Origin of the sequence: Streptomyces sp. NPDC088194 (genome assembly GCF_040702025.1) — a bacterium.
Classification (GTDB): Bacteria; Actinomycetota; Actinomycetes; order Streptomycetales; family Streptomycetaceae; genus Actinacidiphila.
Window position 1 is genome coordinate 40598 of sequence record NZ_JBFBIV010000011.1, and the last position, 13910, is coordinate 54507.

The window sequence follows — 13910 nt, forward strand, 5'->3', positions numbered from 1 at the left end:
CCCCGGACGGGGAACGGCCCGGCCGGAGGAGTGGTCCGGGCCGAGGCCGGGGGAACGGGCGGGGGCGTCGGCCGGCGCGCGTCCGACGCCCCGCTGGACGGGTCCGCGGACGGGTCACGGCGCGGGGTGCCCGGCCTCCAGGTTGAGGGCGCGGCCCTGCTCCCGCGCCCGCAGCGCCCAGCGCAGCCGGTCCAGCCGGACCGGGGGCAGCAGCCCGGCTGCCTCGTCCTCGGTGACGAAGCGCCAGCCGCGCAGTTCGGCGTCGGGCAGCAGCAGCCGGCCGATGTCCGCGGAGGGCATCCGGCCGCCGTCGAAGAGCAGCCGCAGACCGCCGTGGCCCGGCGGGTGCGGCGGTTCCCAGTCCACGACGAGCAGTTCGAGCCCGCCGGTCAGTTCGATGCCCAACTCCTCGGCGACCTCGCGGTAGCCGGCCCGGGCCGGCGACTCGCCGCGCTCCACGATGCCGCCGGGGAACTCCCAACCCGGCTTGTAGGTCGGGTCGACCAGCAGCACCCGGTCGGCGTCGTCGAAGAGCAGCACCCCGGCGGCCACCGTCTCCGCGCGCGGCTCGGGCGTCTGGATGATCCCGCAGACGCCCTGGCCGCGGCCGACCGCCTCGGTGACCGCCACCGCCGTCTGCCGCGGGTCGAGCCCGCCGGTGCCGACCACGTGCGCGTCGCCGGTGAGCCACGGCAGGGCCGCGGTGTAGTCGGCGATACGGTCCAGTGCCCAGCGCCGGGCGGCGTCGTCGGCTCCGGGGTCGTCGGGAGCGTCGGCCCGGGCGGCGATCCGCGCGCGCAGGATCGTTTCTCCCGGGTCGAGCAGCACATGTTTCACCTCGATGCCCCGGGCCGCCAGCCCGCCGAATATCTCGTCCCGGTGCTCCTGGCGCAGCAGCGTCATCGGTGTGACGAGCACACCGCCGACCTCGGCGAGCAGCGCGGCGGCGGTCTCCACCACCAGCCGCCGCCAGATCGCCAGTTCCTGGTAGTCGGTGACCTCCTGGAGCCGCTTCTCCGGCAGTAGCTGGCGCAGGCAGCCGCCGAGCGCCTCGGGGTCGTACAGGGTGCTCTCCGGTACCAGGTCCAGCATCTCGCGTGCCGCGCTGGACTTGCCGGCGCCGAACGCCCCGTTCACCCAGATGATCACGGTGCCCCCTTCTCCGTTGACCCCTACGAATTGCCCGGATCATCGGCACCGGCAAACGCACCCGGTCACGTGGTGGCACGTACCGGCCGCAGCAGCCGCCACCGGCCGGCGAGCACCGCGGAGACCGGGTCGTCCCGGCCGGGGCCCTCCGGGCCGAAGTGCGAGCGCATCTCCACGTCCTGCGGCGGCACCGGCTGCACCGCGCACGGCGGGCAGCCGCCGCCGGCGTCGAGCCGGGTGCCGCACCGCGCGTGGTGGAAGGTGCGCGACGGGCCGCCCGGGGTGGCGTGCCGTCCGCCCCACAGCGCCAGGCCGTGCACGACGGGCCACAGTTCGAGGCCGGCGTCGGTCAGTACGTAGTCGTGGCGCCGCGGGGACTGCTGGTAGGCGACCCGGCTCAGGACGCCCGCCTCGGTGAGGGCGGCGAGCCGGGTGGTGAGCACGGCGCGCGGGATGTCGAGGTGGACCAGGAAGTCGTTGAACCGGCGCACGCCGTAGAAGGCGTCCCGGAGGATCAGCAGGCTCCAGCGCTCGCCGACGACCTCCAGGGCGCGGGCGAGGGAGCAGTCCTGCTGGGCGTAGTCGGTGCCGAGGGCCATGGGGGACAGGGTACTGCTCGGTTCGGTGAACAGACTCAGGCTGCTAGGCTGCCGTCCCGCTCGTGAGTTCATTCACCAGACCTACCTGTTCGGGTGGGTCGGCAGCCCTCGACGGAGGAGCCCCGTATGGACGTTCAGGCCGCACACAGCGCCGAGGTGCCACCCGTGCCGGGTGCGGGAGCGGGGGTGGAGGACACCGCGGCGAGCGGCGCGGAAAGGGCCGGTACGGACGCGGCCGGGGCGGAGCGCGCGCCAGGGGCCGTCGCCACGCTGCTGACCGTCGGGCTCGGCACCCTGGTGACGCTGATGGCCTTCACCGCGCCGGCCAGCACGCTCGCCGCCACCGCCGGCGGCCTGCACGCCGGGCCGGTCGCCCAGACCTGGATGTTCACCGGGACCCCGGTCGGGCTCGCCGCGCTGCTGCTCACCGCCGGGTCGGCCGCCGACGCCCGCGGCCGGCGGCGGGTGTTCGGCGCGGGCGCCGTCCTGCTGGTCCTGGCCAGCGTGCTGTCGGCCGCCGCTCCCGACACGGCGCTGTTCCTGACCGGCCGGATACTCCAGGGCGCCGCCAGTGCCGCCGTGCTCGCGTCCGGTCTCGGCCTGATCGCCCAGACCCACCCCGCCGGGCCGCACCGGGTGCGCGCGCTCGGCTTCTTCGGCGCCACCCTCGGCGCCGGCATCGCGCTCGGCCCGGCCTACGCCGCGCTGCTCACGCAGGTCTGGGGTTGGCGCTCGCTGTACTGGGGCCTGGCCGTGCTCGCCGCGGTCACCGCCGTGGCGACCCGCTCCGTGCCGGAGTCGCGGGCCGAGCGGGCCCGCGGCCTCGACCTGAGCGGCGCGCTCGTGCTCGGCGCCGGGATCGCCTGCCTGGTCGCGGCGTTCGGCGAGGGCCGCAGCGGCTGGACGCGGACCGCGGTCCTGGTGCCGCTCGCCGCCGGGTCGGCGCTTCTCGCGCTCTTCGGCGCCGTCGAGCGGCGGGTGGGCGAGCCGATGCTCGATCCCGCGCTGTGGCGCAGCCGCGCCTTCCTGGCCGCGGGCGCCGGCGCGTTCAGCACCGGGCTGGCCGTCGTGGGACTGTTCAGCTACCTGCCGACCGAACTCGAACTCGTCCTCGGCATGAGCCCGCTCGCCGCGAGCCTGCTGTTCATCGTCTGGGCCGGGGTGTCCGCGGTCACCGCGCTCTTCGCCCGCCACCTGGCCGGCCGAATCGGCGCCGCCGCCCAGGTCGCGCTCGGCCTGCTGCTGTCCGGGGCCGGCCAGGCCGCGCTGTACGGCCTGCGGGCCGGCGGCTCCTACGGCCACCTCGTGCCGGGCCTCGCGGTCGCCGGAATCGGCGGCGGCGTCCTCAACGCGGCACTGGCCCGGCTCGCCGTCTCCAGCGTTCCGGCCGACCGCAGCGCCATGGGCTCCGGCGCGAACAACACCGCGCGGTACGTCGGTTCCGCGCTGGGGCTGGCCCTGACGGTGTCGGTGGCGAGCGCCGCGCACGGGCGCACCCCGGCGGCCGCACTGGCCGCCGGCGCGAACCGCGGGTTCCTGGTCAGCGCGGCGGTCTGCGCCGCCGGGGCCGCGGTGGTCCTGCTGGCCGGGCGGGAGCGGCCCGGGCGGTGACGCCGGAGGCGGGTCGGCCGCGCGACGGGCCATGACGGCGACCGGCCGACCAGGGGACCCCCGCTCGCCGCCGGGCGCTCAGAACAGCGGCTCCGGCTCCGGTTGTCGAGGGCGCAGGGGCGCGGTCGGGGCGGGGCGGGCGGAGGAGAGGTCCTCGCCGGGGGCGGGGCGGCGCAGCGGCCATCCCGCGGCCAGGCGGGCGTCGAACAGCAGCGGGCCGTCGGCCGTGTCGAGGTACACGTCGTGGCCCGCGATCGCGCGCACCGTGCCGGCCAGGGCGCGGCCGGGCAGCAGCGCGGTGACCTCGGCGACCGGGGCAGGAGGCGGCGGCTCGGCGCTGAGCCCGAACACCTCGGCGTGGTCCACGCAGCGCAGGGCGGCCGGGGCCAGCGACTCCGGCAGCGCGCCGCGCAGCTCCGTCACCCGCGCGTGCAGGGCGGCCAGTTCGGCGGCGCGGGCCGCCGGTCCCGGCAGGCGGTGCCGGGCCGCGCGCTTGGCCGGGTCGAGCATCCGGTCGGGCAGGTCGAGGGCGGCGCCCAGCACCGATTCCGTCCGGCGGGCCGCCATCAGCGGGCCCTCGCCGAGGAAGGCGAAGCACACCGCGGCCTGCTCCAGCAGCCGCAGCCGTCCGCGGGCGGCGGCGGTGATGCCGACCTTGTGCAGGCCCGGCCCGAAGTACGCCAGGTACACGCGGTACGGCTGCCCGTCGTCCGGCACGGTGTCCGCGGCGACCGACGACGTACGGTCCAGCGCCGCGCACGCCTCGCACCGGTCGCGCCGCGCGCCCGGCGGGAGTTCGGCGGCGTACGGGCACGGGGTGTTGCGGGACGCGCGCCACACGCCCGCGCAGCGCCGGACCGCGGAGCCGTCCAGCACGAGGTGGAGCGGGGCGCCGAGCTCCAGCGGGCTCGCGCGTACTCCGTGCGAGGGGTGCCACCACATCCAGCGCGCCCCCTCCTCCCGCCAGCGCGTACCCGTGCTCCGCCACATGGCGTCCACCGTAGGCGGACCCACCGACAACGTGCCGGGCCCGGCCGCGCGGGGGGCGGGGAGCAGGTCGCCGGCCGCCGGGTACTGCCCCGGGAGCAGCGGAGGTGTCGCTGGCCGGACGACGACGCGGGGGGTGGGCGCGGACCAGGCTCGGTGATGTCGGAACAGCCGGACGACGGACCGGCCAGAGGGTCCGGCACCGATCGAGGAGATGACGAACGATGGACACGTTGGCGTGGCACGACGGCGGGCCCGGCCCGTGGATTCTGTTCTTCCCGCTGGTGTGGGTCGCCGTGGTCGCCGTGGTGGTCACGACGCTGCGGCGGGTCGGATGGCGGCGCGGCTGGGGCGGCGGGCCGTGGCACTACCAGCAGCGCGGCGGCGTCGGCGGCGAGCACTCGCCGATGGCGGTGCTCGGGCGCAGGTTCGCCTCCGGCGAGATCGACGAGGAGGAGTACTGGCGGCGGATGTCCGTACTGGAGGAGCACTTCGCCAGGGACCCGCGCGGCACCGCGGGCGGCGGCCGGCCCGGTGGCAAGGGCGGTGCGGCGTGAGTCCGGTGGCCGGCGCCGCCCCCGGTGACGTGGCAGCCCCGGGCGGCGTCGCGGCCGCCCGGGTCGCCGCCGCCACCAAGGTGTACGGCACGGGCGACGCCCAGGTGCGGGCGCTCGACGGGGTGACGGTCGCGTTCCCCGCCGGGCGCTTCACCGCGATCATGGGCCCGTCGGGCTCGGGGAAGTCCACGCTGATGCACTGCGCGGCCGGGCTCGACACCCTCAGCTCGGGCACGGCGTACATCGGGGAGACCGAGCTGGGCACGCTCGGGGACCGGCAGTTGACGCTGCTGCGCCGCGAGCGGATCGGCTTCGTCTTCCAGTCCTTCAACCTGGTGCCGACCCTGACCGTCGCCGAGAACATCACGCTGCCGACGGACCTGGCCGGGCAGCGGCCCGACCGGGAGTGGGTGGACGCGCTCATCGACGTCGTCGGCCTCGGCGGGCGGCTGGCGCACCGGCCGAGCGAGCTGTCCGGCGGCCAGCAGCAACGGGTCGCGGTGGCCCGCGCGCTGGCCGGCCGGCCCGACGTGGTGTTCGCCGACGAGCCCACCGGCAACCTGGACTCCCGGTCCGGCGGCGAGGTGCTCGACCTGCTCGGCCGGGCCGTGCACGCGATGGACCGCACGGTCGTCATGGTCACCCACGACCCGAACGCGGCCGCGCACGCCGACGAGGTGGTCTTCCTCGCCGACGGCCGCCTGGTGGACCGGATGACCGGGCCCACCGCCGAGCGGGTGCTCGACCGGATGAAGGCGCTCGACACCCGCACCGGCGGTGCCCTCGCCCCGAGCGAGGGCACACCATGACCGACCCGACGACGACGGGAGCGACAGCGTCGACCCCGCCGGGCGCGGCCGGCAGCGGCGGCGCGAACCGTACGGCGCTGCGCCTCGGCCTGACCGGTCTGCGCGCCCACAAGCGGCGCTTCGCCGGGACCTTCGTCGCCGTCTTCCTGGGCGTCGCGTTCCTGGCCGGCACCATGGTCATGGGGGACACCCTGCGGGCGAGTTTCGGCGCGCTGTTCGCCGACGCCGACAGCGGAACCGGCACCGTCGTACGCGGCGCGGAGCAGATCAAGGCGGGCCGGGGCGTGGGCACCCGCCCGCCGGTGCCGACCGACCTGATCGCCACCATCCGGAAGGTGCCCGGTGTCGCGGCGGCCGAGCCCGACATCGAGGGCGCCGGCGAGATCGTCGCCCACGACGGCAGGACCCTGCAGACCAAGGGCCCCACCAACGCGGGCAACTGGATCGCCGACCCGAAGCTCAACCCCTACCGGCTGGTCCAGGGCCGCGCGCCGAGCCGCCCCGGCGAGGCGGTGATCAACCGCGGCGCGGCCGACCAGGCGAAGCTGAAGGTCGGCGACCACACGCTGCTGCGCACGCCCGACCCGGTGCCGATCACGATCGTGGGCATCGCCACCTTCGGCGGCCAGAGCGGCGAGGGCCAGACCACCTTCACCGGGCTGACCCGGTCCGACGCCGAGCGCTACCTGATGCCCCGACCCGGTGAGGCGAGCGCCATCAAGGTCAGGGCCGGACCGGAGATCGGCCAGCGGGAACTGACCGACCGGGTCGGCGCGGCGCTGCCGGCGCGGTACCAGGCGATCACCGGCAAGCAGGCCGGCGACGAGACCGAGGAGGCCACCGCGGGCACGTTCCTGACCCTCTTCACCAGCCTGCTGGTGGTCTTCGCGGGCATCGCGCTGCTCGTGGCGACGTTCAGCATCCACAACACCTTCGCGATCGTCGTGGCCCAGCGGACCCGGGAGAACGCCCTGTTGCGGGCGCTCGGCGCCAGTCGCCGCCAGGTGCTGGCGGCCACGCTCGCCGAGGCCACCGCCGTCGCCGTGGTCTCCTCGGCGGCGGGCCTGCTCGGCGGCATCGGCATCGCGGCCGGCCTGCAGGCGCTCTTCCCCGCGGTCGGGTTCCCCTTCCCCGGCGGCGGCCTGGTGATCCACGCGCTGTCGATGGCGGTGCCGCTCGCGGTCGGGCTGGCGGTCTGCGTCGGATCGGCGCTGCTGCCCGCGCTGCGGGCCGGCCGGACCGCGCCGCTGGCGGCGCTGCGGGAGAGCGCCGTCGACACCTCGGGCGGGTCCCGGCGGCGGGCCGTGACCGGAGCGGCCATGGCGGTGGCCGGGGTCGCGCTGACCGTGGCCGGTGTGGCCGGCCCGACGCTGCCGCCGGCCGCGGCGGGTGCCGCGCTGACCCTGGCCGCGTTCGTGGTGCTCGGCCCGGTCGCCTCCTCGCTCGCGGTGCGGGTGCTCGGCGCGCCGCTCGGCCGGCTGCGCGGGGTGAGCGGCACTCTCGCCCGGCGCAACGCGCTGCGCAGCCCCAAGCGGACGGCGGCCACCGCGACCGCGCTGATGATCGGAGTGGCGGTGGTGTCGCTGTTCACGGTGCTCGGCGCGTCGATGAAGACCACGATGCACCGGACCGTCGACCGCTCCTTCGCCGGTGACGTCGCGATCAGCGCGCAGGTCTACGGCGCGGGCGGCGCCGGCCTCAGCCCGCGGATCGCCCCCACCGTGGCCGCGCTGCCGCAGGTCGGCGCGTCGGTCGGACTCGGCCGCGGGGTCGGCGAGATCGACGGCGCCGGGCGGCAGTTGACGGTCACCGACCCGGTCACGCTCTCCCGGCTGCTCGACCTCGGCACGGTCCGCGGCTCCCTGGCGGGCCTGGGCACGCACGGGATCGCGGTCGCGAAGGACGAGGCGAACCGGCACGGCTGGCGCCCCGGCAGCAGCATCACGGTCGGCTTCGCGGACGGGCAGCGGCTGCCGTTCACCGTCGGCGCCGTCTACGACCGGGCCGACCTCGCGGGCGACTACCTGATCACCCGCGCCGCCTGGGCGCCCCACCACATCCAGGACAAGGACACCCTCGTCGCGATCGGCTTCAAGGACGGCGTGTCCACGGCCGCGGGCAAGGCCGCCGTACAGAAGGCGGTGGTGCCCTTCGGCTCGCCCGACGTGCAGACGAAGAGCGAGTACGCCGCGTCGTCGGCCGCCGGCATCGACACCTTCCTCACCCTGATCTACGCCCTGCTGGCGCTCGCGGTGCTGATCGCCCTGCTCGGCATCGCCAACACCCTCACCCTCGCGGTGCACGAACGCACCCGCGAGCTGGGCCTGTTGCGCGCGGTCGGCCAGACCCGCGGCCAGCTGCGGGCCATGGTGCGCTGGGAGTCGGTGGTGGTCGCCGCGTTCGGCACCGCGGGCGGGCTCGGGCTCGGCGCGTTCCTCGGCTGGGCGCTGGTACGGGCCGCCGACGGCGACGGGATCAGCGCGTTCACGCTGCCGCCGGCGCAGCTCGCGGTGGTCGTGCTGGTCGGCGTCGCGGCCGGGGTACTGGCCGGCTGGCGCCCGGCCCGCCGGGCGGCCCGCCTGGACGTGCTGCGGGCGATCGCGGCGGAGTGAAGCGGCGCGCGGGGGAGCGGAGTCCCGCGCGGGGCGTGGTCCGGTGCGGGGCGTGGCCCGGCGCTGGGTGCGGTCCGGCGCGGGGCCAAGTCCCGTGCGGGCGGCCGGAGACGGCAGACCCGTCCGCTGGGCCTCCGGATGCCGGACCGGCCGCCTCCTCCCAATCACGGGAGGCGGCGGCCGGTCCGGCGCTCACATCTACGGCGTACGCCTGCGGTCTGCGCGCGTGCGCGCGGTCCGCGTCAGGCGCGGTGTCGGACACGGGGTCCGACGGCGGTCCGAGAGGCGGTCAGGCGACCGAGACCGCGACCGCGACACGCTCCTCGGGGACGGTCTCCTCCAGCGGTACCGCGGCGGTCCGCAGCGGGACGAGCTTCGGCTGCTGGGTGGGCGTGCGCAGCACGAACCACACCACCTTGCCGGTCTCGTCGGGCAGCAGGTCGGTGCCCCAGCCGTCGCACATCGCCTCGACCATCGCCAGGCCGCGGCCGGTGGTCGCGGTCGGCTCCATCGGCTGGAGGTGCGGCAGCCGCGTGTCGTGGTCGGCGACGGCCACCGTCAGGCGGTCCGGCACCAGGGTCATCTTCACCGCGCACTGCTTGTCGGGCCTCGCGTGGCGGTGGACGTTCGCCAGCAGCTCGCTGATGCCGGTGGAGGCCGCGTCGACGAGGGGTTCCACCCGCCAGTAGCGCAGCTGGGCGGAGACGATGCGGCGGATCTGCTGGATGCGGTAGGGGTGCGCTTCGAGTTCGAGTGCGCACTCGCGCATGGCTGGGTCGGTCTGGTCGGATTGCATGATCACGGCTGCGACTCCCTCCGCGGTGGGGCCGGCTCCCGTACGGGGCCGGGCTTCACCGCTCCGATGGGAACACTTGAGCGGGAATGCGTAGAGTGACTGCTGCAGTACTCCGTGATGCGTAATCAGGTTCACCCGTTGCGGGGGTTGCCGCAACTCGGAGTCTTACGGCGCGTTTATCGCGGCGGCGAGCGGTTCCTGATCCGGGGTCCGGAGGCGGTTCCGGGGGCGCCGCGGGGCTACTCCGGCGCCGAGTCCTCCGGCAGCGTGCGGGCGAGGTCCGCGAGGGTGGCCAGCGCGGTGCGCAGGACGTCCCGCGGGGGAGAGGCGAGGCCGATCCGCACCGCGTCGGGGGCGCGGCGCGACCCGGCGGCGAAGGATGCCGCGGGCGTGACCGCGATGCCCCGGCGCCCGGCCGCGGCCACGAACGTGTCGGCCCGCCACGGCTCCGGCAGGTCCCACCAGCAGAAGCAGGAGTACGCGTCGGCGCGCACCGCGAACCCGTGCAGCACCTCCGCGGCGAGCGTCTGGCGTACCGCGGCCTCCGCCCGTTTCGCCGCCGACAGCCGGGACACGGTGCCGTCGCCGACCCACCCGGCCAGCGCCTCCAGGGCGTAGCCGCTCACGCCCCACCCGCCCGAGCGCAGCGCCGCCGCCACCCGCTCGGCGCACCCGGCCGGGACGACCGCGAACCCGGCGGTCAGGCCGGGCGCGAGCCGCTTGGAGAGGCTGTCGGCGAGCACCACCCGCTCCGGCGCGTACGCGGCCAGCGGCGGTGGAGCGTCCGGCCGCAGGAACGACCAGATCGCGTCCTCCACCGCCACGGTGCCGGTGCGGCGCAGCGCGTCGGCGACCTCGCTCCTGCGGCGGTCGGACATCGTCAGGGAGAGCGGGTTGTGCAGCGTGGGCTGCGCGTACACCGCGTGCAGCGGCCCCTCGCGGTGCGCGGCGACCAGCGCGTCCGGCCGCAGCCCCTCCGCATCGCAGGGCAGCGGCACCACCGTGCGCCCCAGCCGTGCGGCCAGCGCCTTGACCACGGGGTAGGTGAACTCCTCCACCCCGATCCGCCCGCCGACCGGGACGAGCGCGGTGAGCGCGCCCGCGATGACCTGGCGGCCGCTTCCGGCGAACAGCACGTCCGCCGCGGCCGGTTGCCAGCCCGGCCGGGCCAGCAGCGCGGCGACCGCCTCGCGGGCCGCGCCGGTGCCCCGCGCGCCACCCGGGCCGAGCACCGCGGCGAGCACGTCGGGCCGGGCCAGCCGGGCCAGACTCGCGGCCAGCAACTCCGACTGCCCGGGCACCACCGGGTAGTTGAGCTCCAGGTCGACCCGCTGCCGCGCGGGCTCCGCGAGCGCGGGTCCGGCGGCGGGCGGCGCGGCCCGTACGAAGGTGCCGCGCCCGACCTCGCCGACCACCAGCCCGCGCCGCACCAGTTCGGCGTAGACCCGGCCCGCCGTGGAGTCCGCGATGCCGTGCCGCCGTGCGAACGCCCGCTGCGTCGGCAGCCGGTCCCCGGCCCGCAGTTGCCCCGACGCGATCCGCGCGGCCACCGCGTCCGCCACCCGCCGGAAGTCCCGCACGCGCCCTCCCCCCCGATCCGCGGTCGAAGCCCGTCCGCTTGCCCGCCCGCCCGCAGCCTATTGCACCGAGATCAATGCCGTGTATTGCCCTCGCGATTGCCCGCTCCCTAGCATCGGCATACCGGAGGAGCAGAGGAGAAACCCCAGGTGAGTACGGTCATCGTCAACGGGATCACGATCGGCTACGACGACACGGCCGACGGCCGGGGCCCGCACGAGGGGCCCGCGAAGCGCGCGGATCACGCCGAGCCAGCCCCGCTGCTGCTGGTCCACGGCCACCCCTTCGACCGCACCATGTGGCACCCGCAGACCGCCGCGTTCGGCGCGGGGCGCCGGGTGATCGTCCCCGATCTGCGCGGCTACGGGGCGAGTTCGGTACGGCCCGGCAGCACCGGGCTCGACGTGTTCGCCCGCGACCTCGCCGCCCTGCTCGACACCCTCGGCGTGCCCCGGGCCGTGCTGTGCGGGCTGTCCATGGGCGGCCAGATCGTGCTGGAGTTCCACCGGCTGTTCCCCGGGCGCGTCGCCGGACTCGTGCTCGCCGACACCTTCGCCCAGGGCGAGACCGACGCGGGCCGCCGGGAGCGGTACGCCCGCGCCGAGGCGCTGGAGCGCGACGGCATGGCGCACTACGCGCACGGCGTGCTGGACTCGATGGTCGCCCCCGCGACCGTCCGCGAACAGCCGGACGTCGCCGCGCACGTGCTGCGGATGATGCTCGCCGCGCCGCCCGAGGGCGCCGCCGCCGCGCTGCGCGGCCGGGCCGAACGCCCCGACTACACCCCGACCCTGGCGCGGATCGCGGTGCCGACGCTGGTGGTCGTCGGCCGCGACGACGTCTTCACCCCCGTCTCGGACGCGCGGTTCCTGCACGAACACGTCCCCGGCTCGCGGCTCGCGATCGTGGAGGCCGCGGGCCACCTGCCGAACCTGGAACGACCCGAGGCGTTCAACGCCGCGCTGTCGGAACTGCTCACGGCGGTGGCGGAACGGTAGGGGCCGCGACCGGAAGCGCCCACAGGTGGGCGGCCGGCGGTGCGCGGCATGGCACCTCTCCCGTTGCCTTTGCCGGGCGGGGGGCTTCCGGCGAGGCGGGGGGAGCGCCCCCGTCGTCGGCGGAGCCGCCCGGGTACGCCTGGTGAGAGGGCGATCTCCCCTGGCCTGGCGGTCGGGAGACGCATGACCGTGTGGCGACGTGCGGGTGCCTCCTCTGCCGAAGGCCGGACCGGGCCGACGGCGTACGGCAACTGGCCCGCGCCGTAAGGGAGTTCGGCCCCACGCCTGGAGCGTGGCCCGCAGCCGCGCCCGCGGCCGTGGACGGGGCCGTGTCCGTAACCGCTGCTGAGCTTCCGGTCCCGCTCGTGCCCTTGCCCGCGCCCGCGCCCGCGCCCGCGCCTGTGCCTGTGCCCGTGTCCGCGCCCCTGCCCGTTGCCCGCTCCCACGCCCCCGCCCGCTCCCGCGCTCTGTCCGTGCCCGGGGTCGGGCTTGCCACGGGGTCTGTTCGTGCCCGAGGTGGGGCGCGCGGCGCGAACCCTGAGATATGACGAAACGCTGACATCGGCCGCAGGCCCTGGTTCTCGGCGGTCGCGCGTGCTCGAATCGCTGTATGGACAACCACACCGCCGGCCAAGCCGCCGCGGACGGCGGCACGGGGACGGAACCCGGCGCCGAGCCCGGCGCGGAGGAGGGCCGCGGCGCACCGGTCGGGCGGCGGGTCGTGCTGGGCATGCTCGGGCTCGGCGCGGTCGGCGTGGGGGTCGGCGGCGCCGTGCAGGGCCGGCTCGACTCGATCCTCGCCTCGGTGAGCGCGAAGGACCCGACCGGGGTGACCGGACTGCTGCCCGGCGGCGGCGGTTTCCGGTTCTACTCGGTCTCCGACTCCATCCCGCACCGCGGCGAGAGCGACTACCGGCTGACGGTGGGCGGGCTGGTGGACAAGCCCGCGTCGTACCGCCTCGCCGACCTGCGGGCGCTGCCCCAGACCCGGCTGGTGCGGGACGTGCAGTGCGTCACCGGCTGGCGGGTGCCCAAGACCGCGTTCTCCGGGGTGCGGCTGTCCACGCTGCTCGACGCGGCCGGCGTCAAGTCCCCGGGCGGCGCCGTCCACTTCACCTGCTTCGACGGCGTCTACACCGAGAGCCTCACGCTCGCGCAGGCCCGGCGCAGCGACATGCTGGTGGCCCTCACCATGGACGACAAGCCGGTCACCGCCGCGCACGGCGGCCCGGTCCGGCTCTACGCGGCCCCGATGTACTTCTACAAGTCGGCGAAGTGGCTGTCGGGCATCACCGTCACCGAGAAGGTCGAACGCGGCTACTGGGAGCACTACGGATATGACGTCGACGGATGGGTCGGAAAGTCCAACGGCCGCCATGACGCGCCGACGTCGTGACCGCCCGGCCCCGGCCGGGACCGTACGGCGCTTCACCCGCGCCGAGACCTGGGTGCACCGCACCCTCAACACCCTCATGGCCGTCTGCGTGTTCACCGCCGCGTGCCTCTACCTCCCGCCGCTCGCCGAGATCGTGGGCCGCCGCCGGCTGGTGGTGACCGTGCACGAGTGGTCCGGCATCCTGCTGCCCGTACCGCTCGTGCTCGGCCTCGCCTCCCGCGCCTACCGCGCCGACACCCGGCGGCTGGGCCGGTTCTTCCCGCACGACTGGACGTGGCTGCGCATCGCCGCCCGCAGGCGCCGGCGCGACTCGCGGTACGCGGGCAAGTTCAACGCCGGTCAGAAGCTCTACGCCGCGTTCGCGGTCGGCGCGATCCTGATCATGATGGGCACCGGCCTGATCATGTGGTTCCCGCGGCTCACCCCGCTGCTGTGGCGGACCGGCGCCACCTTCGTCCACGACTGGCTCGCGCTGCTGGTCGCCGCCGTCATCACCGGGCACGTGTGGCTGGCCAGCAGCGACCCGGAAGCCCGTCGCGGCCTGCGCACCGGCCGGGTCTCGCACTGGTGGGCGCGCCGGGAGCACCCGCTGTGGCACACCGGGCCGCCCGCACCCGCTTCCCCCGAGCCGCCCGCGCCCTCCGTATCCTCCCCGACCCCCACGCCGCCGCCCGCCGCCCCCGCCTCTCCCGCACCCGGTGCGACCTCCCGCGGCACCGACGACGCGGACACCCGCTGACGGCGCCACCGTAGCCCGCCGAACCGCCGACAACCCTTCCCCCAGGGCCGGTTCGGTTCCGTTACAGCCAGGACACTCC

12 protein-coding genes are annotated in these 13910 nt (G+C 76.2%); 7 read left to right on the plus strand and 5 right to left on the minus strand.

Features of this window, described 5'->3' with window-relative positions:
- Nucleotides 1-114 precede the first annotated feature (114 nt).
- Nucleotides 115-1149 (minus strand): NUDIX hydrolase, encoded by a 1035-nt coding sequence (locus tag AB0399_RS08320; RefSeq protein WP_329362385.1) that lies wholly within the window; start codon nucleotides 1147-1149, stop codon nucleotides 115-117.
- A gap of 65 nt (nucleotides 1150-1214) precedes the next feature.
- On the minus strand, nucleotides 1215-1748 hold the full coding sequence (locus AB0399_RS08325) for a helix-turn-helix domain-containing protein (protein ID WP_366410682.1): 534 nt from the start codon (nucleotides 1746-1748) through the stop codon (nucleotides 1215-1217).
- Between the two features lie 126 nt (nucleotides 1749-1874).
- On the opposite strand from AB0399_RS08325, the gene AB0399_RS08330 reads away from it, so the two are divergent.
- Nucleotides 1875-3359: an MFS transporter gene (locus AB0399_RS08330; protein ID WP_366410683.1), complete on the plus strand. Its 1485-nt coding sequence runs from the start codon at nucleotides 1875-1877 to the stop codon at nucleotides 3357-3359.
- Between the two features lie 78 nt (nucleotides 3360-3437).
- Here the strand turns inward: AB0399_RS08330 and AB0399_RS08335 are convergent, their stop codons facing one another.
- The gene (locus tag AB0399_RS08335) at nucleotides 3438-4349 is read right to left on the minus strand and encodes a DUF2797 domain-containing protein (protein ID WP_366410684.1); all 912 of its coding nucleotides are present in this window, start codon (nucleotides 4347-4349) and stop codon (nucleotides 3438-3440) included.
- Nucleotides 4350-4570: 221 nt separating this feature from the next.
- Here AB0399_RS08335 and AB0399_RS08340 point away from each other — a divergent pair, with 221 nt between their 5' ends.
- The 3 genes from AB0399_RS08340 to AB0399_RS08350 are packed head-to-tail and all read left to right on the plus strand — an operon-like array spanning nucleotide 4571 to nucleotide 8324.
- Nucleotides 4571-4903, plus strand: coding sequence for an SHOCT domain-containing protein (locus AB0399_RS08340; protein ID WP_366410685.1), 333 nt, complete (start codon nucleotides 4571-4573; stop codon nucleotides 4901-4903).
- Nucleotides 4900-5712 carry an ABC transporter ATP-binding protein gene (locus AB0399_RS08345; protein WP_366410686.1) on the plus strand — a complete coding sequence of 271 codons (813 nt, stop codon included), beginning with the start codon at nucleotides 4900-4902 and terminating at the stop codon, nucleotides 5710-5712. Before AB0399_RS08340 ends, AB0399_RS08345 begins: the two co-directional genes overlap by 4 nt.
- Entirely contained in the window at nucleotides 5709-8324 is a 2616-nt protein-coding gene (locus tag AB0399_RS08350) for an ABC transporter permease (protein ID WP_366410687.1), read from the plus strand. The genes AB0399_RS08345 and AB0399_RS08350 overlap by 4 nt, the downstream gene beginning before the upstream one ends.
- 289 nt (nucleotides 8325-8613) lie before the next feature.
- Here the strand turns inward: AB0399_RS08350 and AB0399_RS08355 are convergent, their stop codons facing one another.
- Together AB0399_RS08355 and AB0399_RS08360 are read right to left on the minus strand one after the other, a co-directional pair.
- Complete coding sequence (locus tag AB0399_RS08355; protein WP_329373681.1) at nucleotides 8614-9120, minus strand: ATP-binding protein; 507 nt, start codon at nucleotides 9118-9120, stop codon at nucleotides 8614-8616.
- 239 nt (nucleotides 9121-9359) lie between these two features.
- Nucleotides 9360-10700 (minus strand): PLP-dependent aminotransferase family protein, encoded by a 1341-nt coding sequence (locus tag AB0399_RS08360; RefSeq protein WP_366410688.1) that lies wholly within the window; start codon nucleotides 10698-10700, stop codon nucleotides 9360-9362.
- A 147-nt stretch (nucleotides 10701-10847) separates the two neighbouring features.
- On the opposite strand from AB0399_RS08360, the gene AB0399_RS08365 reads away from it, so the two are divergent.
- From AB0399_RS08365 to AB0399_RS08375, 3 genes are all read left to right on the plus strand, one after another.
- Nucleotides 10848-11696 carry an alpha/beta fold hydrolase gene (locus AB0399_RS08365; RefSeq protein ID WP_366410689.1) on the plus strand — a complete coding sequence of 283 codons (849 nt, stop codon included), beginning with the start codon at nucleotides 10848-10850 and terminating at the stop codon, nucleotides 11694-11696.
- Between the two features lie 730 nt (nucleotides 11697-12426).
- Complete coding sequence (locus AB0399_RS08370; protein ID WP_329373679.1) at nucleotides 12427-13092, plus strand: molybdopterin-dependent oxidoreductase; 666 nt, start codon at nucleotides 12427-12429, stop codon at nucleotides 13090-13092.
- Nucleotides 13073-13831: a cytochrome b/b6 domain-containing protein gene (locus AB0399_RS08375; RefSeq protein WP_366410690.1), complete on the plus strand. Its 759-nt coding sequence runs from the start codon at nucleotides 13073-13075 to the stop codon at nucleotides 13829-13831. The genes AB0399_RS08370 and AB0399_RS08375 overlap by 20 nt, the downstream gene beginning before the upstream one ends.
- The last annotated feature ends 79 nt before the right edge of the window (nucleotides 13832-13910 follow it).